We start from the raw sequence: 21,619 nt of genomic DNA on the forward strand, positions 1-21,619 counted from the left end.
TTATATGAAAATCACTAACCCAATCATTCCGTCAAGTCCCATCGAAGTCTTCGTAGAAACTAAAGGCGAATTAGACTTTAAAGCGATTTGTGTTTTTGCAGCTATTGGATTTTTCTTAGAAGAAGATACGTATTGGACGCATAAGAAAATACTTTCTCCAGCAGCATTTCACGAGTTAGATAATCATCATAAATTACTAACTTCCAAACCGTATTTTAATTGGCACTATTCACCTAGGACTATATCTTTTAATCAAGCTCTAGAGGAATTCACTTCACTTTTTGAAACCATAATAATGGAACGAACAAAAGGTAGACGCGTTATTTTACCCTTGTCAGGAGGATTAGATAGTCGTACGCAAGCGGTAGCTTTAAAACATATAGGTGCTGAAGTGTCATCCTATAGCTACGAGTTTGAAAATGGCTATTCTGAAACTAAAATAGCGAAACAAATTGCTGCTGTTTGTGGTTTTGACTTTCAATCTTTTAAGATTAAAAAGGGCTATTTATGGAAGAAGCTAGTTGACTTAGCTAAATTGAATGGATGTTGTTCGGATTTTACAAGTCCCAGGCAAATGGCCATAGCTGATGAATTTGCATCGATGGGAGACGTATTTTCCTTAGGGCATTGGGGCGATGTTTTGTTTGATAGCTATAATTGTGAGACCATGTCTCATGAGGCCCAAGTTGAATTTTTGAGCAATAAATTACTAAAACGTGGTGGGCTAGAATTTGCTTCAAGATTATGGCAAACTTGGGGATTAGAAGGTGACTTTAAATCCTACTTTTTCAATCGAATATCTTCAGCCTTAAATACTATTAAAATTGAAGATACCAATGCACGACTCCGTGCTTTTAAATCTAAATATTGGGCACCACGATGGACCTCAGTGAATTTGTCTGTTTTTGAACATTATAAACCCATAACTTTACCCTATTACGATAATCGTATGTGCGAGTTTATTTGTACAGTTCCTGAAGATTATTTGAAAGATAGACAACTTCAAATCGCTTACATAAAAAGGAGAAATCCAAAATTGGCGGAGTTGACTTGGCAAGATAAGCGCCCATATAATTTATATGATTTCAACAAGCCAACAGCGATAAAAACATTTAGCTATAAAGTTTTAAATAAACTGAAACGTGAAGCGAAACAAATTTCTGGTAATCCTTATAATCAACGTAATTGGGAGCTTCAGTTTTTGGGTGAAGACAACAGAAAACAATTAGAAAATGTACTAAATGAATCTAAGTTATCAGACTTCATTCCAGAAGGAATCATTTCAACTTATATAGATAAATTTTATAATAAAAACGCATTACAAAATGCACATGCCCTAAATATGCTATTGGTTTTAGCAAAATTTAATCAAACACAGAACAATGGCTAAGCGCATTAAACTACTATACACCATTCCTAATTTTGATACGGCTGGCAGCGGTAAAGTAGTATATGATTTGGTGAAGCATATCGACAAAACCAAATTTGAACCGCATATTTGTTGTATGCACACAAAAGGCGCTTATTTTAAAACTATTGAAAGTTTAGGTGTGCCTATCCATATATTTCCCTTTGCTACAGAATACAAACCGTTAGTGAGTTTACCGTTTAGAGTTCTTAAGATTCGTAAATTCTTTAAGAAGCAGCGATTTGATATTATTCATTCCTGGCATTGGAAATCTGATTTTACTGAGTCTCTAGCCGCAAAATTTGCTGGCGTACCTTATGTATATACCAAAAAAGCAATGGGTTGGGGAAACAAGGCTTGGCGTTGGCGTTCTCAATTGAGCACTAAAATTGTGACTATAAATTCGGATATGAAGTCACAGTTTTTTTCTAATATGGACGATAAGGTTGAGGCTATTCCTATAGGTCTTAATGTCAGAGATTTTGGTATTTTAGATAAAATCTATTCCAACGAGGATGGTTATAAAGTAGATAAAGATGATTTTGTAGTTGTAAGTATCGCTAATTTAGTAGCCGTAAAAGGGATAGAAATTTTACTAAAAGCCGCGAAACAAATCAATAACTCTAAACTAAAGATTTTTATAGTAGGAGATGATACTTCAGATTATGCTAAAAACCTCAGAAAAGAATACGAATCAAATCAAGTTATATTTACTGGGAAAAGGCAAAATATAAAATCGTATTTGGCATTGGCGGATGTATTCGTAATACCAACTAAAGATGAAGGACGTAAGGAAGGACAACCTATTGCGCCTATCGAGGCTATGTTATCTGGCCGTGTGGTTCTTGGGTCTAAAATTTCAGGAATAAAAGATATTTTACAACTATTTCAAGATTGTTTGTTTCAACCAAATTCTGTTGAAGATTTAAAACGTAAGTTAGAGATGGTAATGCAAATGGAAGTCAGTCAAAGAGAGAAGCTAGCTAAGGAGATGTTTGAATTTGCTTCTAATAATTACACGATTGAAAAGAGTATTGAATTACACGAAACCTTATATTTAAATCTGTATAGAAACTAAATGAAGTTAGGCATCGTACTTTCTAAACCACCGTCTTATTCTGAGACCTTTTTCAACTCAAAAATAAAAGGGCTACTAGAGCACGGGTATGATGTTACTTTATACGTTAGAGAAAATACCGAGGAATATAAGAACTGTAAAGTTTACAATGCGCCGAGAGTCTTTAAGAATCCAATACTGCAAGTATTGAGTACAGGATTTGTATTATTAAGTTTGGTATTTTATCTAAAGCGTATTTTAAAATTTATTAAACTCGAAAAATCATCGGGTAGAAGTATTACTGATACTCTCAAAAATTGTTATAAAAATGCTCATTTGCTAAAGGCTAATGTAGATTGGTTGCATTTTGGGTTTGCCACGCTAGCCTTAGGAAGTGAACATGTGGCTAAAAGTATTGATGCAAAAATGGCAATAAGTTGCAGAGGTTATGATATGGATGTTTATCCTTTAAAGCATGAAAAAGTGTATGATTTAGTATGGAAAAGAGTTGATAAGGTTCATGCGATTTCTAATTATATGTTAAGTAAGGCACAAGAACTTGGATTACCAGACTCCGTTGCATCAGCTATAATTTATCCTGCTATTAGTCCTTATTTTTTTAAAGGAAAAAATGAAAAACAATTCTCAGAATCCAAGTCGTTAAATATAACGACTATAGCAAGATTACATTGGATTAAAGGCTTGGATTACACGCTCGAAGCTTTACAACTATTGAAACAAAAAGGAGTGAAGTTTAATTATACTATAATTGGTGAAGGTTCAGAATATGAATCCTTACGTTATGCTGTGCATGAATTAAATTTAGAAAATGAAGTTTCCTTTTTAGGAAAATTATCGCATCAAACCACATTAGAACATTTAAAAAACACGGATATCTATTTGCAATACAGTCATACTGAAGGCTTTTGCAATGCGGTTTTAGAAGCGCAAGCTATGGGTTGTTTATGTGTTGTTTCAGATGGTGGCGGATTGCCAGAAAATATTATTGATAATACAACTGGTTTCCTAGTGAAAAAAAGAGATGCCAATGCATTAGCTGAATCTATATTTAGGGTTTTAAGTATGGATGAACTAGATTTATCCCCAATTAAAAAAGCTGCTAGAACTCGTGTTTTAAAAGATTTTACTATCGATAATCAAATACAAGCATTTATAAATTTTTATGAATAGACTCTTAGTTAAAATATACAGTTTAGTTCCTGAAAATTTAAAACAGAAGATAGGGCAATCTCAGGCTTTAAAAGACTTGAGGAAAATGCTATTATACACACCAAAAGGATTTAAAATAGCCAAAGTCTTAGTTAATCATCGTTATGGTGAGCATCATGTGAATTTCAATTTTGTAGCTTCAATAAAAATCGCTTCAAAAGCCAAAGAATTAGGTGTTGAAAATACGCTACTAAGAAATAGTTTTGAGTTAATCAATAAGTTTAAAACCAATAGAAATGATTTAACGGTCTTAGATGTGGGTTCAAATTTTGGGTATTTGGGGGCTGTTTGGGCTGACTCTGTTGCAGCTAATGGAAAAGTTTTAGCTTTTGAGCCTAATAGAAATTTATTTCAAACTATCGAAAAAACCATCGAAGCGAATACTAAATTTTCTCAGAATTTTGAAGTTTATAATCTTGCTGTAGGCTCCAAAAAAGGAGTTGTGCATTTAAATGCAAGTGCCTTCTCGTCTAACACCGAGGACATGTCAGCTGCTATTGAGGCTTATGATGTAGACATGGTAAAGCTCGATGATTTCGTGAAACATCATGATATCGCGCAAGTCGATTTACTAAAAATTGATGTAGACGGTATAGAGCTAGATATTTTAAAAGGTGCTGAACATATTTTAAAAGAGAATACTGCAATTATAATAGTAGAAACCAATAACGACCAACGCATAGTAAACCATTTTAGAGCTCTAGATTATTTCATTTATAACATGAAGCTAGACTTATATCAAGATTCTCAGACTTTGCCTCTAAACATTTTCTGTGTGCCAAAAAAACTAGACAAAAATGTTGTTTAGATTTCGAAAATATTTGCAACCCACGCACTATTTTGGATTAAAAATCCAAAATGGGAATTTTGTGTTTCCAAAAGTTGATGCGACTATTAACTCCAATTTTCCGAGAGATAATAGGTATCAATCCGAGACAGCAAAAACCTATGACCAATCTTGGCGTGCCTTATTAAATGGGTATATAAATTATTCAGACACTATTAAAGAAGTTGAAGTCTTATCTGTTTTTGATAATTATGTGTTTTCGAGAAAATATTTTAGTAAAGCTTGGGTGTATTATGTTTTATTACTACGGCTTTTGAGTCTTAAAAATCCAATTGAAGAACTTTCAGGATTTTTTAAAAGCAGACAGATAACTCGTTATTTATCTGGTTCGGAAACATTCGATTATACTGAATACGAACACTATCAAAGTCAGTTTTTAAAAACGCAGCCTTTGGTTTCTGTTATTATCCCAACTCTCAATCGCTACCCATACCTTAAGGATGTTCTAAAAGATTTGGAAGTTCAAGATTACAGTAATTTTGAAGTCATAGTCGTTGACCAGTCGGAGCCATTTGAAAAAGACTTCTATAACAACTATGATTTAAATTTAAGAGTCGAATATCAACAAGAAAAGGCTTTATGGTTAGCGCGTAATACAGCTATAAAACAATCCAAAGGCGATTATATCTTATTGTTTGATGATGATAGTAGAGTAGAACCGAATTGGATTTCTGAACACTTAAAGGCACTAGATTTTTTTAATGCAGACATTTCTTCTGGTGTTTCGATTTCTAAAGTCGGCGATAAAATTCCAGCGCATTATAGCTATTTTAAAATAAGTGACCAATTAGACACTGGGAATGTACTTTTAAAGAAATCTATTTTTACTAAGATTGGTCTTTTTGATAGACAGTTTGAGAAACAGCGTATGGGTGATGGCGAGTTTGGTTTGCGCGCTTTTTTAAATGGTTATAAGAATGTATCAAATCCACATGCTAAGCGCTTGCATTTAAAGGTTGGTTCTGGAGGTTTACGAGATATGGGAAGTTGGGATGCTTTTAGAACTAAAAACCTGTTTCAACCAAGACCAATACCAAGCGTACTCTATTTTTATCGGCGTTATTTTGGTGATAAACGAAGTTTATTATCCGTTTTAAGAACAGTTCCTATTTCAGTTGTGCCTTATCAGTACAAAAGCAATAAACCAATGTTGGTTTTAAGTGGTTTAATTGCTTTAGTTTTATTTCCATTAATCCTTTTTCAAATTATAAAATCATGGCGATTGTCATCTAAAAAATTAAAAGAAGGGCCAAAAATTGAAATGCTCTAGTGTCTGAGACAAGCAAACATATTGTTCTTTTAACTTCTGAGTTTCCACCTTTACCTGGCGGTATAGGCAATCACGCCTATAATTTTGCGGAATATTTATCGGACTTAGGCTATCAGGTTTCTGTAATTGCTGACCAGCGTGATACATCGCGTAATGAAAAAGAATTCGATTCACAACTAAAAAGTAAGATTCATCGCGTAGCCATAACATCTCCTCGGTTTTTAATGTATTTAAAGCGAATTTGGAACTGTTATAAGTTGTCCAAATCAGCCGATAAACTTATATGCTCAGGAAAGTTTCCACTTTGGATAGGTGCTATTTTAAAGCCTTTTATATCAGTAGAGTTAATTGCTGTCATACACGGTACAGAAGTTAATTTTTCAAATAGCAGATTGCGGAAATCTATCAATTGGTCATTAAAACGCTTTGATAAAGTCATTGCAGTTTCAAATTTCACAAAATCTTTAGTTGGTGATTTAGATCTTAAGCAGGTTAAGGTTATTCCAAACGGATATTCGCCTTCAGAATCTGACTCATATATTGATAGTGAGATTCAAATAGAGGGAAATCCAAAACTGCTAACCGTTGGTAATGTTACTAAAAGAAAAGGGCAGGCCAATGTTATAAGGCATTTACCAAAACTCAAGGAAATTTATCCAAACGTTCATTACCACTGTGTGGGATTTAAAACTGAAGCTGAATATCTATTGACTTTAGCTAAATCACTTGATGTCTCAAAACATGTGACTTTTCACGGGCATTTGTCACATGGGCAACTAAACCAATTTTATGAAAACTCAGATATTTGCGTGATGCTAAGTCAAAATACAGAAACAGGAGATGTAGAAGGCTTTGGAATTGCTTTAATCGAAGCCAATCATTTTGGATTGCCAACCATTGGGTCTAAAAGTTGTGGTATTGAAGATGCTATTTTAGATAAAAATTCAGGTCTTTTAGTTGATAGAGAAGACACATCAGCTTTTATAAATGCTATTGGCAGTATTTTGAATAATAAAACCCATTATACTGAGCAAGCAAAGCTTTGGGCGGAGCAACATCAATGGAGTCATGTTATAAAACAGTATGTAGATTATATTGAAGCATGAAACTAGTCATTATATCACATACTGAGCATTATAAAACTTCTGATGGCGATATTGTTGGATGGAGTCCTACTGTGAATGAAATTAATCATTTAGCACCCTATTTTACATCAATTACTCATGTGGCCATGCTTCATGACACCAAAGCACCTAAAAGTGTTTTAAACTATTCTGAACCTAATGTTATGTTTGTTGCCTTACCTGCTTTAGGAGGTACATCGGTTTGGAGTAAACTAAAGTTAATACTTCACCTTCCGAAGGTTATCTCTATTGTGCGAAAAGCATTGAAAGATGCTGATGCGTTTCAATTAAGAACACCAACTGGGATAGGCGTATTTTTAATTCCATATTTGTCATGGTTTTCAAAGAAAAAAGGCTGGTTTAAATATGCCGGGAATTGGAACCAAGAACGTCCACCATTTGGTTATAGGTTACAACGTTGGATGCTTAAAAAGCAATCACGATTTGTGACCATAAATGGGAGATGGGATAATCAAACTAAGCATTGCTTAACATTTGAAAACCCTTGTTTGACCGAAGCTGATCTAAATGAAGGTTCAGAAACTATAAATCAAAAACAACTCACTGAGAAGCTTAATTTTTGCTTCGTTGGTCGACTAGAAACTCCCAAAGGAGTTGGACGTATTATTAATGCTTTTAAAACGTTAAGCGAAGTACAAAAAGCTAGAGTTGGTCATGTGCATTTGGTTGGAGACGGAAAAGAAAAACTTGAATTTGAATCGAGAGCAAAAGACTCTGGTATAAGCTTTATATTTCATGGTTATATGGATAGAGAGGCTGTTTTTGAAATTTACAAAACCAGTCAATTCTTCCTAATGCCTACTAGTGCTTCTGAAGGATTTCCAAAGGTTATTGCTGAGGCTGCTAATTTTGCGTGTATTCCAGTAGTTTCTTCAGTTTCTGCGATTGCTCAGTATGTAGAACATGAGAAAAATGGATTTATAATTGCATCTGTTTCGAGTGAAGGCCTTAAAGGAGAACTTGATAAAATTTTTAGTCTTAATAATGTTGATTATAAAAAGTTAATCGATAATAATAATTATGTAGAGAAATTTACTTTTAAGCATTATACCCATAGAATACTAACAGAAATCTTATCTTGAAGCTAGATTGAGAGCACGATTCTTACAAACCGATTCTTACATTCAACTTGTATTATTACATATAGGTTTAGGTTTGGTATTCTTTATATTTAAGCCCTTTGCAAAACTATTTTTCCTCATAATTATGGGATATTTTTTGTATCGTATTGTGATGTCTACCTCCAAGCAGTTGACCATGAATGTGCTATTGGCTTGTGCTTACTTTACAGGTGTTGAAATATTATTTCGTATGACCAAAGGAGGCTTAGCTTATGAAGCTTCAAAATATTTGGTTATCGTTTTTGTACTTATAGGCATGTTTTACAAAGGTGTTTCAGGAAAAGGATATGCATACTTTATCTATCTAGTTTTGCTTGTGCCTGCAATAGTTGTTGCTTCTGTAACCCTTACACTAGATGCTAAGTTTAGGTCAAATATTACTTTTGTATTAAGTGGACCAGTTTGTTTAGGTTTAGCAGCCTTGTTTTGTTATGATAGGAAAGTAACGTATCAGCAATTACATAAACTTGTTTTATATATTTTACTCCCCATCATCTCCACAACAACATATTTGTTTTTATATACGCCCTCAATAAAAGATAGATTAAGTGGAACAGCTTCTAATGCTGCATTATCTGGTGGTTTCGGGCCTAATCAGGTATCTACAATCTTAGGTTTAGGGATATTTTGTGTGGTAGTAAGGTTAGTTTTAAAATCACCTAACATTTTTTTAAAGATTTTAAATCTTGTTTTATTGGCGGCTATGACATTCAGAGCTATAGTTACATTCAGTAGAGGAGGAGTTTTAGCAGCAGCATTAGTCGTTGCAGCGTTTTTTGGCACTGTAGTTTTAAGGTTAAAGGTTAAGCGATTGATTCCTTTGTTTGGGTCCATATTTTTGTTAGTTAGTATATTAGGAGTTACGTGGGTTGTAAGTTCCAATCAAACTAGAGGTTTAATAGACAAGCGCTATGCCAATCAAGATGCTCTAGGAAGAGAGAAAAATGATTTAACGACTGGTCGTTTACAATTGTTTTTACAAGAAGTAGATGGGTTTTTAGAAAGTCCATTTTTGGGTATTGGTGCATCAAGAGTAAAGAATAAACGTGTACAAGAGACAGGACAGCAACTCCCTTCGCATAACGAACTTGGTCGTCTTTTGTCTGAGCATGGGTTACTGGGTATCATTTGCATATTTATCTTGGTTTTTAAACCTTTAGTCTATAGAGCTAATAATCGGCGTAATATCTTTTTCTTTTCCTTTTTGGCTTTTTGGTTTGCAACTATTAACCACTCTGGAATTCGAATAGCGGCACCAGCGGTACTTTATGCTTTAGCTTTATTAAATGTAACTTATGAAAAACCTCCTATACATAGGAAACAACTTAAACACAGCTAAAACTAATGTGTCTTCCATCCAAATATTGGGTGAAAAGCTAGAGTCTGAAGGCTACAACTTAAAGTACGCTTCATCTTACTCGTATAAGTTGTTACGTCTTATAGAAATGGTTTGGTATTGTATTAGATATTCACAATGGACGGATGCAGTTCTGATAGATACATACAGCACTCAGAATTTTTATTTTGCTCTAATATGTAGTCAAGTTTGTCGTATTTTTTCTATACCCTATTTTCCTATTTTACATGGCGGCGATTTACCGAGTAGACTTCAAAGAAGTCCTAAAAAATCTAGATTAGTTTTTGAGAATGCTAAGACGAATATCTCTCCTTCGTTGTATTTAAAATCAAAGTTCGAAGAATTTGGTTACGAGAATATTCAATTTATTCCAAACGCTATTCAAATTGAGAATTATTCAGTTAAATCAAAAAATTACAAGAGCATTAGGCTTCTTTGGGTACGCTCATTCTCTAAAATATATAATCCTGAAATGGCTATTCAAGTTCTAAAAGCACTTTTAGATAATGGATTCAAAGCAGATTTGTGTATGGTTGGACCAGATTCAGATGGAAGCTTAGAGACAGTAAAAGCACTTGCAAAAAAGCTCGGTGTAGATGTAAAATTTACTGGGAAATTAGATAAAAAAGAATGGCATAAGCTTTCAGAACAATATAATATATTTATAAATACCACTAATTTTGATAATATGCCTGTAAGTATTATCGAGGCTATGGCTCTAGGTTTCCCAATTGTATCAACAAGTGTAGGAGGAATACCGTTTTTAATCGAAGATGTTAGTGACGGGTTATTGGTAAAAAAAGGTGATGTTGAAGGAATGTCAGAGGATATTGTTAGAATTTTTGAAAATGAAAGTCTAAGGAATGAGTTGACTATAAACGCTCGACGTAAGGCTGAAAGCTTTGACTGGAATACAGTAAAAAAACAATGGCATTCCGTTTTAAAGTTTGATTAATAATTTGTTTTTTGCTCTAGTCCATTATCTTTACGACATCATTAAATCCCCTTAATGAAACAGAATAACGCTATACATTTTGAAATCTCTGAGCGTAAAGTGCTTTTACGTATCGTAGATTTACTCATGGCATTTTTTGGAATTTTTGTACTCTCTAACTATTTTGGTTTTGAGTACTTAAGTATTTCTTTTGAGAATACTGTGCCCTTACTCGTTTTAGTCGTTTATATTACAATATTCGGTACCATATTTGAGCTCTATGATTTGCAACAAGCAAGCAAATTAGATGTGAGTTTTAAGAATATAGTTCTTTGCATGTCTACAGTAGTTCTCTTTTATCTACTAACACCAATTATTACTCCTTTTTTACCAGAAGCACGTCTACAAATTATCTATTTTTATGTCGCTCTAATAGCATTTGTGTTTTTATGGCGAGTGCTATATAATACTCTTATTGCTTCTCCTCGTTTTTACAAGAATGTATTACTGGTAGGTGATTTATCTAATATAGATAATGTTGTTACTACACTAACAAAGGCGGATTCTAATTATAAATTTATTGGATTTATCAATAGCGAGGCTAATTCTGAAACCGAATCCATCAAATATAAACGTTTAAAAGAATACACCACTACGCATCTGTCTAATGTGATTATTGATGAACAAATTTCTGAGATTATAGTTGCAGCCAATAATGCCGAAAATATTACTTCAGATTTGTATCATGAGTTAATGCTTTTGTTAGAGCGTGGTTTTAAAATTAGAGAATATACCCAAGTTTATGAGGAAGTTACCAATAAAGTTCCTATACAATATGTTGGTAAAGATTTCTATAAATATTTTCCGTTTAGTCGTAATAACGAGAATAAACTGTATCGTTTTTTTCAACGTACGTTTGATATCTTATTTTCGTTTTTTGGTCTTTTGTTTATGATTTTAATTATTCCTTTCGTTTATTTAGGGAATTTGTTCGGGAATAAAGGTCCTCTTTTTTACACACAAGAGCGTATAGGTAGAAATAGTACACTGTTCACTATATACAAATTCAGAACCATGGTGACAGATGCTGAAGAAGGAAGAGCCCAATGGGCGACTAAAAATGATGCTAGAGTTACAACGTTCGGTAAGTTTTTAAGACGTTCTAGAATAGATGAAATTCCACAATTTATTAATGTATTAAAAGGCGAAATGAGTATTATTGGTCCTAGGCCAGAGCGTCCATTTTTTGTTGCGGAATTGTCACGCTCTATACCATTTTACGAGACTAGACATATCATTAAGCCAGGATTGACAGGATGGGCACAAGTCAATTCGCGTTACGGAGGTTCTGTGGAAGAAAGTCTTACCAAATTACAGTACGATTTGTATTATATAAAGCATAGAAGTCCATTTCTAGACTTAAACATTCTTCTAAAAACACTGAGTACAGTTTTGTATTACAGAGGGCAGTAGCTAAGCTGTTTTATAGTATTTTAGTAAATACACATATCTTATAATCAAAGCTACTAGTATTGGTAAAAATGCTAATGCAAATACTTGTACACCAATCGTCCAATGCAAAGACATTAAGCAAAGCATTACTAACAAGAATTTAAGATAGCCTCTAAACCAGTTTTTAATTTGTTTAGATAACAATTGACCTATGACAAATAGATTTATTGGAAAAGCCCAAAGGAGATTGTAATTATAGCCCGTCACCGTATGGTCTGTGCCAAACCAGAGGAATAGTAATACCATGCCAGCAATACCAGTGATGGCGAATAGTACAATGTCTAGCCATTTACTTCTATTTAGCTTTTTATAATCCTTATATGTTATAAAAATGATTATAAATGCTAAGATTAGCATAATCACTAGAGGATTAAATAAAGTTGAAGCTTTATAGCCTATATCCTGCTTAGATTTATAAATTGTAATTGTACTTTTTACAAGAGGATTAGAGTTTATTTTAGCGGCTTCAAAATGTTTGTAAATATAGCGTGGCAGAAACATCTGTTCTTCTTTATTTGCAACTCTGTCTGTTAATGAGCCAAGAGCAATATCAATCCCAAAACTTCCCCATGTGTTATGTCCCACATGTTCGTGGATTAAATCACGAAACGTTTTGTTTTCATTCCCCTGCAATTCAGAATAATTAATGCTTCCGTTAGTAGCTGTGTTTAAAACATCCCTTATTTTGGTAGCACAATTGTCATAAAAGAAGTCGTAAAGATATCTTCTGTTTTCGGGTTTATGATTGTTGATGAGGTAATTGTGTAATTTTTGTTTTTGAGTTGTTGAAAGATTTAATTTTTGCTCATCAATAGTTCTATCATAATAGCGATATACTTGAAAAAAATCAGAAAAATTACGTTTTCCAATGAGGTAGTTGAGTTTTCCTTGCGCAAATTTTAAATAGAAATTCGGGGTGTCAAAATCATATCTACCATAATCGTATACAACATCAAGTCCAAGGGTTCTGTCTTTAATTCTAAACGCGTTGTGGCCAAAAGCATCATTAAGATTATCACCTTGGTCTATAGTTAAAACTGAAATCTCAGCTTGAGGAGATAACTGTAATTGTTGTGAAAAACTAAGATTAAAAAAAACAAAGAGTGAAAAAATAGATAGTTGTCGTAGCATCTGCATGTCAATAATTCTATCTAAAAATACTGAAATCTATTTTTACCGAAAACACATTAGAATATAATGCCGCACTTTGGTCACCAATATCGGTAAATGCATAGTCGATTTCAATACCCTTATATTTAAATCCTACTCCAAAATTAGGCTGAAAGGTTAAGTTTTCAGAATTATCGATTTGTAATTCATTCTGAAAATTTCCAACTCCGGCACGAAGGAATACCAAATCTGTATATCCAAACTGAAAACCTAATGCAGGTGCGAAACTAGCAAATGATGTGGAAATGATATCGTTAGTTTCAGCAAATCGAGCATTGAGATTGAAAGCTGCTAATAGTGTATAGTCGTAATGAAATGTCCATTGTTTAGAAACCCCTAGTTCTAACTTAGGTAAAGTTAGCTCTGATTTTTCTGGTAAGGTTTGGTTTTGCCCATCAATGGCGCCGCTGATTTTTTCAAACTCCTCTTCATCAATATTCCATGAGTTGTATGTGGTTGTAATGTCACGCGCCATAAAACCAAATTTCCAATCGTTTTTACTTTCAAATTGAATACCAGCATCAAAACCAAAACCCCAAGCTGATGCAAAATCACCTATAATACGACGAATTACTTTAGCATTAATACCATAATTCAACCCATCAATAGGGAGTTTACGGGCATAGGATAATGTTACGCCATAATCTGCTGTAGAAAACACATTAATTCTATCGTAATTAATATTGCCTTGTTCGTCTATAAGCTGAGTGGTGTCTAAAATATCGTCAACTCCAAAGCGAATCACAGAAATTCCTAGGGCACTTCTGTCGTCAATTGGCATCGCGTAGCCTATGTAGTTGTAATTTGCAATGTTTGCAAAATAGCTAGAGTGCATTAAAGCCAATTCTTTGTCTTCAATATTTACTAAACCCGCAGGATTCCAATACCCTGAATTTACATTGCTCGTATGGGACGTTACTGCATTACTCATCCCCAGAGCAGCTGCATCTACACCAATATTCATAAATTCATTGGAGTATTTTCTAGCGGATTGCCCATATGTGGATATTGACAAGCAAACTAAGAGAATTACTAAGTAATTTTTCAAGAGCAATTTTTTTACAAAGATGCACAATATTTTGTTTCTATTAAACTATAAAAAATGCATGTTATTGTGTGTAATTTATAGACAACTAACAATACTTTTCTATTTTTACAGAAACTAACAAACTAAATGAAACGTCATATCCCTAATTTAGTGACAGGTCTCAATCTCATGTCTGGTTGTATTGCTATTTTATTTGCTGTTAATGGCGATTATGTTGGTACTGCTTTATTTGTATTTTTGGGGATTTTCTTCGATTTTTTTGATGGCTTATTAGCGCGTAAGCTTAATGTGCAGAGCAATTTAGGAATACAACTCGATTCTTTGGCAGATATGGTGACTAGTGGAGTGGTTCCTGGTCTCGTGATGTATGGATTAATTAATGAAGCTCTTGGAGGAAGAAATGTTTATGTAGTAGAAGACTCTTGGAATCAATCTATAAATTGGATTGGTGGTGAAATTCGTCCAATAGCATTAATAGGCTTTTTAATCACTTTAGCTTCGGCCTATCGTTTAGGAAAGTTCAATTTAGACGAAGACCAGCAAAGCTATTTTAAAGGATTACCAACACCAGCAAATACTATATTAATACTATCATTACCATTGATTCTTCATTTTCAATATTCAATCACGGTATCTTATTTATTTAGTAATATTTGGTTTTTAATTGGGTTAACCTTGGTGAGTTGCTATTTACTTAATTCTAATATAAAACTGTTTGCATTAAAGTTTAAAACATGGGCTTTTAAGGCTAATGCATTACGATATTCATTTCTTTTAGCGAGCTTGATACTTATTCTATTTTTTCATTTTATTGCCATTCCTATAATCATCATATTATACGTTTTGGTTTCATTATTTACACAACAATCAATTTCATAATTAACTATGGCTGAAGTTATTTTTACGCTACTTATGCTTGTGATGCTACAAGCTGTTTTAGGATTTGACAATCTACTTTACATCTCTCTTGAGTCTAAAAAAGCACCTGAAAGCGATAGAAAACGCGTGCGTAAAGTGGGCATATTAATCGCTATTGGTTTACGAATTGTTTTACTCTTTTTGTTGGTATCTTTAATTGGGTATTTTCAAAATCCTTTTTCATTTTTAACAGGTAAGATTGAAGATGTTTTAGAGTTTGCGTTTAATGGTCACAGCATTATTGTTTTAGCAGGTGGCGGATTTATAATTTACACGGCTATAAAAGAAATTTGGCATATGATTTCTTTAAAAGATTTGGATGTTGATGTTGAAGACAAATCCAAAGGTACCAAATCTTCTTATGCTGTAATTACCAGCATTGTTATTATGAATTTAGTGTTCTCTTTCGATTCTATTTTGGCAGCTATTGGCTTAACGAGTGAAATTGAAAATTCTACCACAGCTTTTATTGTTATGGCTATAGCTATTGTAGCTAGTGGTTTGCTGATGCTGTTTTTAGCAGACCGTATTTCTACTTTCTTGGCCAAAAATAGAATGTACGAGGTACTTGGTTTATTTATTCTTTTTATTGTTGGTATTATGCTAGTTACCGAAGGTGGTCATTTAGCGCATCTTAAGATTTTTGATAATGAAATTGTACCAATGAGTAAGACTACGTTCTATTTTGTTATTGTGGTATTAGTTATTGTTGATATTGTACAAAGTAAATATCAAAAGAAGTTACTGAAAGAAAGTGCTGAACAAAATGAAGCATAAAAGTATTCATCTTGATAGGGAAAATAAAAAATACCTATTCTTTGTTTGTGTTGTAACTATCATTGTCATTTATATATTTGCTTCTGTGCAAGATAGGGCAAATCGTCTTGTGACAAGTAAGGTCAATTATACAATTGCAGAGATTATTGATTTCAATTGGGGTTATAAAACTAGTCCCTATTTTACTTATAATTTTCAGATTGATGGAAAAATTCAAAAAGGGTCTTATAATATAGTAGATGAACTGGCTTTAAAAATTAATAATGACCTCTCAAAAAATTATATAGGAAAGAAATATTTTGTTAAGTATAGTTATGAAAAGCCAAAGTATAGTGAACTCTTTCTTTATAGAAAGGTTCCCGATAGTTTAAAAAATTGTTTTGAATGTATTTGGGAAACTAAACCTTGGAAATAGCTCCAGTTTCTATTAAAGTTTATTTACTTTGGTTTAATAGTTACCAATAACGTGGGTAGAAGAAGCAAGCGGTCTATACTCTTGAAAACTTATAAAAATCTACAAAATCTAAAGATTTTATTAGCAAATCTGTATAAGAATAAATTATTCTTATTATTCGAAATCAAGTTTCTTTTTACGTAACTCAAAGTTTTTACCGAGATAGACTTTACGTACCATTTCGTCCTCGGCGAGTTCTTCTGGCTTTCCTGCTTTTAAGATGCCACCTTCAAACATAAGGTAAGTTCTGTCTGTAATGGCTAGGGTTTCTTGTACGTTGTGGTCGGTAATTAAAATACCAATATTCTTTTTGGTCAATTGTGCCACAATTCGTTGAATATCTTCTACCGCTACAGGGTCTACACCTGCAAAAGGCTCATCTAGTAAAATAAAATTTGGGTCAGTGGCTAAAGCGCGAGCAATTTCTGTACGACGACGCTCGCCTCCAGATAAGAGGTCACCACGAGATTTACGGATATGACCTAAACCAAACTCTTCGATAAGTGACTCCATTTTATCATGTTGCTCTTTTTTACTCAGTTTCGTCATTTGTAGTACACTAAGAATATTATCTTCGATGCTCAACTTTCTAAAAACTGAAGCCTCTTGAGCTAAATAACCAATACCATTTTGAGCACGTTTGTACATTGGGTATTTGGTAATGTTTTTATCGTCTAAATAGATATTACCGCCGTTTGGTTTTATAATACCAACAATCATGTAAAACGATGTGGTTTTACCAGCACCGTTTGGTCCTAATAACCCCACAATCTCACCCTGATTAACCTCAAGAGAGACATCTTTTACCACTTTTCGTCCACTATAGGACTTCATTAAATTTTCGGCATGTAATTTCATAAGCAAATTTCTAAACCAAGAACGGTAAAAATACAATTTTCGTACTAAGCTTAATCGTTTTGATTTTCTAATGCTTCCCAATATTCGTATGCACGTCTTAAATGCGGAATAACAATGGTGCCGCCGACTAAAGTAGCAATCCCTAAAGCTTCAGAAACTTCTTCTTTAGTTAAACCTTCATTGTAAGCCGTTTCAAGATGGTAACGAATACAATCGTCACAACGTAATACTGCTGAGGCTACAAGACCCAAAAGTTCTTTAGTTTTTACATCTAAAGCACCCGCTTGATAAGCGTTAGTGTCTAGATTAAAAATACGTTTGATAATCTTGTTGTTATCGGCTAAAATCTTATCGTTCATTTTAGAACGATAGTCATTAAATTCTTTTACTATATCTGACATGTTTATGCTTTTGCTTTTTGTTCTTTTCGTTTTTGATTCCTTACAACTATTCGCGAAATAAAAATACTCACTTGGTATAATATTAGAATAGGAACTGCCACAATAACTTGACTTGCAATATCTGGTGGTGTAATTACTGCTGAAATAATTAGTACAATAACCAACGCAAACTTTCTATACTTTTTTAATACTTCTGGTGTGACTAGACCTATTTTGGTTAAGAAGTAGATGACTATTGGCAATTCGAATACCAAACCTGAAGCTAAAGATGAAGACCTGACAACAGCGATAACCGAATTTAAATCAAAATCATTTACTACTAAGTCGCTAATACTATAATTAGCTAAAAAGTTGAATGATAATGGTGTTATTACGTAATAACCAAATAAGACACCAATAAAAAAGAGTAATGATGCTATAACAATAAAGCCTCTAGATGTTTTACGCTCATTAGGTTTTAAACCTGGACTTATAAATCGCCATAGTTGATACAAAACATACGGAAAAGCTATAATAAAACCGGCATATATGGCCGTCCAAATATGTGCAGAGAATTGACCTGCAACAGTTCTGTTTTGCAAATCAAATGGAAATCTATCTGCGCAAAATGTGGTGTCTTTTATACCTATATTTTGAGACATTTGGCAAAGCCATTCGTAAGTAGGAAAGCTCATTTCTGTTGGACCAAAAATGATAACATCAAATAAAATTCCTGGCATGCAAAAAGCTATAATTCCAGCTAATAGCACAGCAATTGTAATTCTAATTAAATGCCACCTTAAGTCTTCAAGATGGTCTAGAAAAGACATTTCATCTACATTTTTCTTCGCCATTATATAATGCCTTCTTTTATTAAATCATGTAAATGAACCACGCCTGCATATTTACCAGCTTTTTCTACTAGTAATTGTGAAATTCCATATTCTTCCATCAATTCTTTAGCATCAACCGCCATGGCATCTTCGTCTATGGTTTTAGGACTACTGCCCATGATATCTTTGGCTGTTAATTGAGAAATCTCATCACTTTTACTCAGCATTCGTCTTAAGTCACCATCTGTGATAATGCCCACAATTTTAGAATCTTCTGTAACAGCAGTTACGCCGAGCATTTTTTCAGAAATTTCTATAATAACTTCCTTAAGCGTTGCATTTAATGAGACTTGTGGTTTTTGATTTACTGAGGATAAGTCATTTACTCTTAAATACAAACGCTTTCCTAAAGCGCCGCCTGGGTGGTATTTTGCAAAATCTTTACTTGAGAAACCTCTTAGTTTTAATAAGGAAACCGCCAATGCATCTCCCATAACTAGTTGCGCCGTTGTACTTGTCGTTGGTGCTAAATTATTTGGGCAAGCTTCCTGTTCAACATAAGCATTGAGAACGTAATCGGCTTGTTGTCCCAAAAACGAATCGGTATTACCTGTAATGGCAATCATCTTGTTTTTAGCATTCTTAATAAGTGGCACTAAGACTTTAATTTCTGGCGTGTTTCCGCTTTTTGAAATACAAATCACCACATCGTCTTTAAGAATTAAGCCTAAATCTCCATGAATAGCATCTGCCGCATGCATAAAAATGGCAGGTGTACCCGTAGAATTAAGTGTAGCTACTATCTTATTTGCAATAATAGCACTCTTACCAATTCCGGTTATAATTACGCGTCCTTTAGAGTTGTATATCAGCTCAGTGGCGTTAGCAAAATCATCTGTAAGCAAGTCGGAAAGGTGAGCAATAGCATTACTTTCCATAGTGATTGTTGATTTTGCAATATCAAGAATAGAGGCTTTTGTGTTCAAAATAATTTCGTAATTTGAATGATACGTTAGATATAAAGATTTTTATTATCTTTAAACTTCACGCAAAGGTAAATATAAAATTAGGAATAGGGATTAATGAGTGTTGCACAAATTGACTTGCATGCAGAACTAAAAAAATACTTTGGATTTTCGGAATTTAAGGGATTGCAAGAAGACGTTATAAAAAATGTTGTAGAAGGCAATAATACGTTTGTAATTATGCCTACTGGAGGAGGTAAATCGCTCTGTTACCAATTACCAGCTTTAATTAAAGAAGGCACCGCAATTGTGGTATCGCCTTTAATAGCCCTAATGAAAAATCAGGTTGATGCCATTAGAGGTGTGTCTGAGAATGATGGTATAGCCCATGTTCTAAATTCTTCATTAAATAAAACCGAAGTTAAGCGTGTAAAAGAAGACATTACTAATGGTGTTACTAAACTTCTTTATGTTGCTCCAGAATCTTTGACTAAAGAAGAAAATGTAGAGTTTTTAAGGTCTGTGACTATTTCTTTTATGGCTGTTGACGAAGCTCACTGTATAAGTGAATGGGGACACGATTTTAGACCAGAATACAGAAACTTAAGACATATTATAAAACGTATTGGAGATAATATCCCAATCGTAGGTTTAACAGCGACCGCTACAGAGAAAGTACAAGAAGATATTTTAAAAAGTTTGGGTATACAAGATGCTGTGACATTTAAAGCGTCGTTTAACCGACCAAACTTATATTACGAAGTACGGCCTAAAACCAAAAATGTGGATGCAGATATCATTCGTTTTGTAAAACAAAATGAAGGTAAATCAGGTATCATCTATTGTTTAAGTCGCAAGCGTGTTGAAGAACTCGCCCAAGTGCTTCAGGTTAATGGTATTAAAGCTGTTCCCTATCATGCAGGATTAGATGCTAAGACACGTGTAAAACATCAAGATATGTTTTTGATGGAAGATACGGATGTTGTTGTAGCCACAATAGCTTTTGGTATGGGAATCGATAAACCAGATGTACGTTTTGTGATTCATCATGATATTCCAAAGAGTATAGAAAGTTATTACCAAGAAACGGGTCGTGCGGGTCGTGATGGAGGTGAAGGCCACTGTTTGGCTTATTATGCCTATAAAGATATTGAGAAGCTCGAAAAATTTATGGCAGGTAAACCTGTTGCTGAGCAAGAAATTGGGCATGCTTTACTGCAAGAAGTTGTAGCATTTGCAGAAACGTCCGTATCTCGGCGCAAGTTTATTCTTCATTATTTTGGTGAAGAGTTTGATAATGAAACTGGCGAAGGTGGTGATATGGATGATAATGTTCGTTTCCCTAAACCACAAAAAGAAGCCAAAGACGACGTTAAAGTTGTTTTAGATGTTGTAAAAAAGACCAACCAAAAGTATAAGGCTAAAGATTTAGTCCAAGTCATTATTGGTAAGTCTAATGCATTGATTTCTTCACATAAAACAGACCAGCAAGCCTTTTTTGGTGTTGGTAAAGACAAAGAAGCAAGGCATTGGATGGCTTTAATTCGTCAAATATTGGTCGCCAAGCTTCTTAAAAAAGATATTGAAACCTACGGTGTTTTAAGAATTACTGAAGCTGGGGATAAGTTCTTAGAGAATCCCACATCATTTATGATGGCTGAAGACCATGTATTTGATGAAACTACAGACGATAGCATTATCACCAATGCAAAGTCTAACGGCGCAGGCGTTGCCGATGATAAACTCATGAAAATGCTCAAAGACCTGCGTAAGTCTAATGCAAAGCGTTTGGGTGTGCCACCATTTGTGATTTTTCAAGACCCATCTTTAGAGGATATGGCTTTAAAATATCCGATTAGTATTGATGAACTCTCTAACGTTCATGGTGTTGGCGAAAGTAAAGCCAAAAAATACGGTAAAGACTTTGTTAGCCTAATTAAAGAGTATGTTGAAGAGAACGATATTATGCGACCAGAAGACATGGTTGTTAAGTCTACAGGAAGTAATTCTGCTATAAAGCTCTACATTATACAAAATGTAGATAGAAAGTTGCCATTATCTGATATTGCCTCTGCAAAAGGCATGGAAATGCCTGAGTTTATTAAAGAAATGGAAGCTATAGTTTTCTCAGGAACTAAACTCGATATCTCGTATTGGATAGACGATATCCTAGACGAAGACCAACAAGAAGAAATCCATGACTACTTTATGGAATCTGAAACCGATAAAATAGACGTTGCTATTGATGAGTTTGATGGCGATTACGATGACGAAGAACTCCGCTTGTATCGTATTAAGTTTATTAGTGAGGTTGCGAATTAGAAGTTGTATTTGT

General features: G+C 33.8%; 20 protein-coding genes. 14 read left to right on the top strand and 6 right to left on the bottom strand.

Features of this window, described 5'->3' with window-relative positions:
* The first annotated feature begins 4 nt into the window (after positions 1-4).
* From BUB95_RS09380 to BUB95_RS09425, 10 genes are all read left to right on the top strand, one after another.
* Positions 5-1,390, top strand: a complete 1,386-nt coding sequence (locus BUB95_RS09380) for an asparagine synthase-related protein (protein ID WP_073085825.1) — start codon at positions 5-7, stop codon at positions 1,388-1,390.
* Positions 1,383-2,486: a glycosyltransferase gene (locus BUB95_RS09385; protein ID WP_073085827.1), complete on the top strand. Its 1,104-nt coding sequence runs from the start codon at positions 1,383-1,385 to the stop codon at positions 2,484-2,486. Before BUB95_RS09380 ends, BUB95_RS09385 begins: the two co-directional genes overlap by 8 nt.
* A complete protein-coding gene (locus BUB95_RS09390) occupies positions 2,487-3,656 on the top strand; it encodes a glycosyltransferase family 4 protein (protein ID WP_073085829.1) in 1,170 nt (389 codons plus the stop codon).
* Positions 3,649-4,503, top strand: coding sequence for an FkbM family methyltransferase (locus tag BUB95_RS09395; protein ID WP_073085831.1), 855 nt, complete (start codon positions 3,649-3,651; stop codon positions 4,501-4,503). Before BUB95_RS09390 ends, BUB95_RS09395 begins: the two co-directional genes overlap by 8 nt.
* Positions 4,493-5,812: a glycosyltransferase family 2 protein gene (locus BUB95_RS09400; RefSeq protein ID WP_073085833.1), complete on the top strand. Its 1,320-nt coding sequence runs from the start codon at positions 4,493-4,495 to the stop codon at positions 5,810-5,812. The genes BUB95_RS09395 and BUB95_RS09400 overlap by 11 nt, the downstream gene beginning before the upstream one ends.
* Positions 5,812-6,918, top strand: a complete 1,107-nt coding sequence (locus BUB95_RS09405) for a glycosyltransferase family 4 protein (protein ID WP_073085834.1) — start codon at positions 5,812-5,814, stop codon at positions 6,916-6,918. Before BUB95_RS09400 ends, BUB95_RS09405 begins: the two co-directional genes overlap by 1 nt.
* Positions 6,915-8,039 (top strand): glycosyltransferase, encoded by a 1,125-nt coding sequence (locus tag BUB95_RS09410; protein WP_073085836.1) that lies wholly within the window; start codon positions 6,915-6,917, stop codon positions 8,037-8,039. The genes BUB95_RS09405 and BUB95_RS09410 overlap by 4 nt, the downstream gene beginning before the upstream one ends.
* Before the next feature lie 124 nt (positions 8,040-8,163).
* Positions 8,164-9,417 (top strand): O-antigen ligase family protein, encoded by a 1,254-nt coding sequence (locus BUB95_RS09415; protein WP_083573362.1) that lies wholly within the window; start codon positions 8,164-8,166, stop codon positions 9,415-9,417.
* Positions 9,374-10,390 (top strand): glycosyltransferase family 4 protein, encoded by a 1,017-nt coding sequence (locus tag BUB95_RS09420; RefSeq protein WP_073085840.1) that lies wholly within the window; start codon positions 9,374-9,376, stop codon positions 10,388-10,390. The genes BUB95_RS09415 and BUB95_RS09420 overlap by 44 nt, the downstream gene beginning before the upstream one ends.
* A 54-nt stretch (positions 10,391-10,444) precedes the next feature.
* A complete protein-coding gene (locus BUB95_RS09425; RefSeq protein WP_073085842.1) occupies positions 10,445-11,842 on the top strand; it encodes a sugar transferase in 1,398 nt (465 codons plus the stop codon).
* On the opposite strand, the gene BUB95_RS09430 is transcribed toward BUB95_RS09425, so the two are convergent.
* Complete coding sequence (locus BUB95_RS09430) at positions 11,843-13,012, bottom strand: lipoprotein N-acyltransferase Lnb domain-containing protein (protein WP_073087362.1); 1,170 nt, start codon at positions 13,010-13,012, stop codon at positions 11,843-11,845. It abuts the gene before it with no gap.
* Between the two features lie 16 nt (positions 13,013-13,028).
* Entirely contained in the window at positions 13,029-14,099 is a 1,071-nt protein-coding gene (locus BUB95_RS09435) for a putative type IX sorting system protein PorV2 (RefSeq protein ID WP_073085844.1), read from the bottom strand.
* A gap of 126 nt (positions 14,100-14,225) precedes the next feature.
* Between BUB95_RS09435 and BUB95_RS09440 the strand changes: the two genes are divergently transcribed.
* Genes BUB95_RS09440 through BUB95_RS09450 form a run of 3 tightly spaced genes read left to right on the top strand, consistent with a single transcriptional unit; the run spans position 14,226 to position 16,209 of the window.
* Positions 14,226-14,978: a CDP-alcohol phosphatidyltransferase family protein gene (locus tag BUB95_RS09440; protein WP_073085846.1), complete on the top strand. Its 753-nt coding sequence runs from the start codon at positions 14,226-14,228 to the stop codon at positions 14,976-14,978.
* A 6-nt stretch (positions 14,979-14,984) separates the two neighbouring features.
* On the top strand, positions 14,985-15,794 hold the full coding sequence (locus BUB95_RS09445) for a TerC family protein (RefSeq protein WP_073085848.1): 810 nt from the start codon (positions 14,985-14,987) through the stop codon (positions 15,792-15,794).
* Positions 15,784-16,209 (top strand): hypothetical protein, encoded by a 426-nt coding sequence (locus tag BUB95_RS09450; protein ID WP_073085850.1) that lies wholly within the window; start codon positions 15,784-15,786, stop codon positions 16,207-16,209. The genes BUB95_RS09445 and BUB95_RS09450 overlap by 11 nt, the downstream gene beginning before the upstream one ends.
* Positions 16,210-16,362: 153 nt before the next feature.
* Here the strand turns inward: BUB95_RS09450 and lptB are convergent, their stop codons facing one another.
* Genes lptB through BUB95_RS09470 form a run of 4 tightly spaced genes read right to left on the bottom strand, consistent with a single transcriptional unit; the run spans position 16,363 to position 19,305 of the window.
* On the bottom strand, positions 16,363-17,106 hold the full coding sequence (gene lptB / locus BUB95_RS09455; protein ID WP_073085852.1) for an LPS export ABC transporter ATP-binding protein: 744 nt from the start codon (positions 17,104-17,106) through the stop codon (positions 16,363-16,365).
* A gap of 50 nt (positions 17,107-17,156) precedes the next feature.
* On the bottom strand, positions 17,157-17,507 hold the full coding sequence (locus BUB95_RS09460) for a carboxymuconolactone decarboxylase family protein (protein WP_073085854.1): 351 nt from the start codon (positions 17,505-17,507) through the stop codon (positions 17,157-17,159).
* A gap of 2 nt (positions 17,508-17,509) precedes the next feature.
* Positions 17,510-18,340 (bottom strand): twin-arginine translocase subunit TatC, encoded by an 831-nt coding sequence (tatC, locus tag BUB95_RS09465; protein WP_073085856.1) that lies wholly within the window; start codon positions 18,338-18,340, stop codon positions 17,510-17,512.
* Positions 18,340-19,305, bottom strand: coding sequence for a KpsF/GutQ family sugar-phosphate isomerase (locus BUB95_RS09470; protein ID WP_234969254.1), 966 nt, complete (start codon positions 19,303-19,305; stop codon positions 18,340-18,342). Before BUB95_RS09470 ends, tatC begins: the two co-directional genes overlap by 1 nt.
* Before the next feature lie 96 nt (positions 19,306-19,401).
* On the opposite strand from BUB95_RS09470, the gene recQ reads away from it, so the two are divergent.
* A complete protein-coding gene (gene recQ / locus BUB95_RS09475; RefSeq protein WP_073085858.1) occupies positions 19,402-21,606 on the top strand; it encodes a DNA helicase RecQ in 2,205 nt (734 codons plus the stop codon).
* The last annotated feature ends 13 nt before the right edge of the window (positions 21,607-21,619 follow it).

The organism is Winogradskyella jejuensis (assembly GCF_900129745.1).
GTDB classification, from domain to species: domain Bacteria; phylum Bacteroidota; class Bacteroidia; order Flavobacteriales; family Flavobacteriaceae; genus Winogradskyella; species Winogradskyella jejuensis.

What these genes read in the sequence shown, in the direction of transcription:
- BUB95_RS09380 (WP_073085825.1), top strand. Translation starts at nt 5, where the DNA reads ATGAAAATCACTAACCCAATCATTCCGTCAAGTCCCATCGAAGTCTTC.
- BUB95_RS09385 (WP_073085827.1), top strand. Translation starts at nt 1,383, where the DNA reads ATGGCTAAGCGCATTAAACTACTATACACCATTCCTAATTTTGATACG.
- BUB95_RS09390 (WP_073085829.1), top strand. Translation starts at nt 2,487, where the DNA reads ATGAAGTTAGGCATCGTACTTTCTAAACCACCGTCTTATTCTGAGACC.
- BUB95_RS09395 (WP_073085831.1), top strand. Translation starts at nt 3,649, where the DNA reads ATGAATAGACTCTTAGTTAAAATATACAGTTTAGTTCCTGAAAATTTA.
- BUB95_RS09400 (WP_073085833.1), top strand. Translation starts at nt 4,493, where the DNA reads ATGTTGTTTAGATTTCGAAAATATTTGCAACCCACGCACTATTTTGGA.
- BUB95_RS09410 (WP_073085836.1), top strand. Translation starts at nt 6,915, where the DNA reads ATGAAACTAGTCATTATATCACATACTGAGCATTATAAAACTTCTGAT.
- BUB95_RS09415 (WP_083573362.1), top strand. Translation starts at nt 8,164, where the DNA reads ATGGGATATTTTTTGTATCGTATTGTGATGTCTACCTCCAAGCAGTTG.
- BUB95_RS09420 (WP_073085840.1), top strand. Translation starts at nt 9,374, where the DNA reads ATGAAAAACCTCCTATACATAGGAAACAACTTAAACACAGCTAAAACT.
- BUB95_RS09425 (WP_073085842.1), top strand. Translation starts at nt 10,445, where the DNA reads ATGAAACAGAATAACGCTATACATTTTGAAATCTCTGAGCGTAAAGTG.
- BUB95_RS09430 (WP_073087362.1), bottom strand. Translation starts at nt 13,012, where the DNA reads ATGCTACGACAACTATCTATTTTTTCACTCTTTGTTTTTTTTAATCTT.
- BUB95_RS09440 (WP_073085846.1), top strand. Translation starts at nt 14,226, where the DNA reads ATGAAACGTCATATCCCTAATTTAGTGACAGGTCTCAATCTCATGTCT.
- BUB95_RS09445 (WP_073085848.1), top strand. Translation starts at nt 14,985, where the DNA reads ATGGCTGAAGTTATTTTTACGCTACTTATGCTTGTGATGCTACAAGCT.
- BUB95_RS09450 (WP_073085850.1), top strand. Translation starts at nt 15,784, where the DNA reads ATGAAGCATAAAAGTATTCATCTTGATAGGGAAAATAAAAAATACCTA.
- lptB (WP_073085852.1), bottom strand. Translation starts at nt 17,106, where the DNA reads ATGAAATTACATGCCGAAAATTTAATGAAGTCCTATAGTGGACGAAAA.
- BUB95_RS09460 (WP_073085854.1), bottom strand. Translation starts at nt 17,507, where the DNA reads ATGTCAGATATAGTAAAAGAATTTAATGACTATCGTTCTAAAATGAAC.
- tatC (WP_073085856.1), bottom strand. Translation starts at nt 18,340, where the DNA reads ATGGCGAAGAAAAATGTAGATGAAATGTCTTTTCTAGACCATCTTGAA.
- recQ (WP_073085858.1), top strand. Translation starts at nt 19,402, where the DNA reads ATGAGTGTTGCACAAATTGACTTGCATGCAGAACTAAAAAAATACTTT.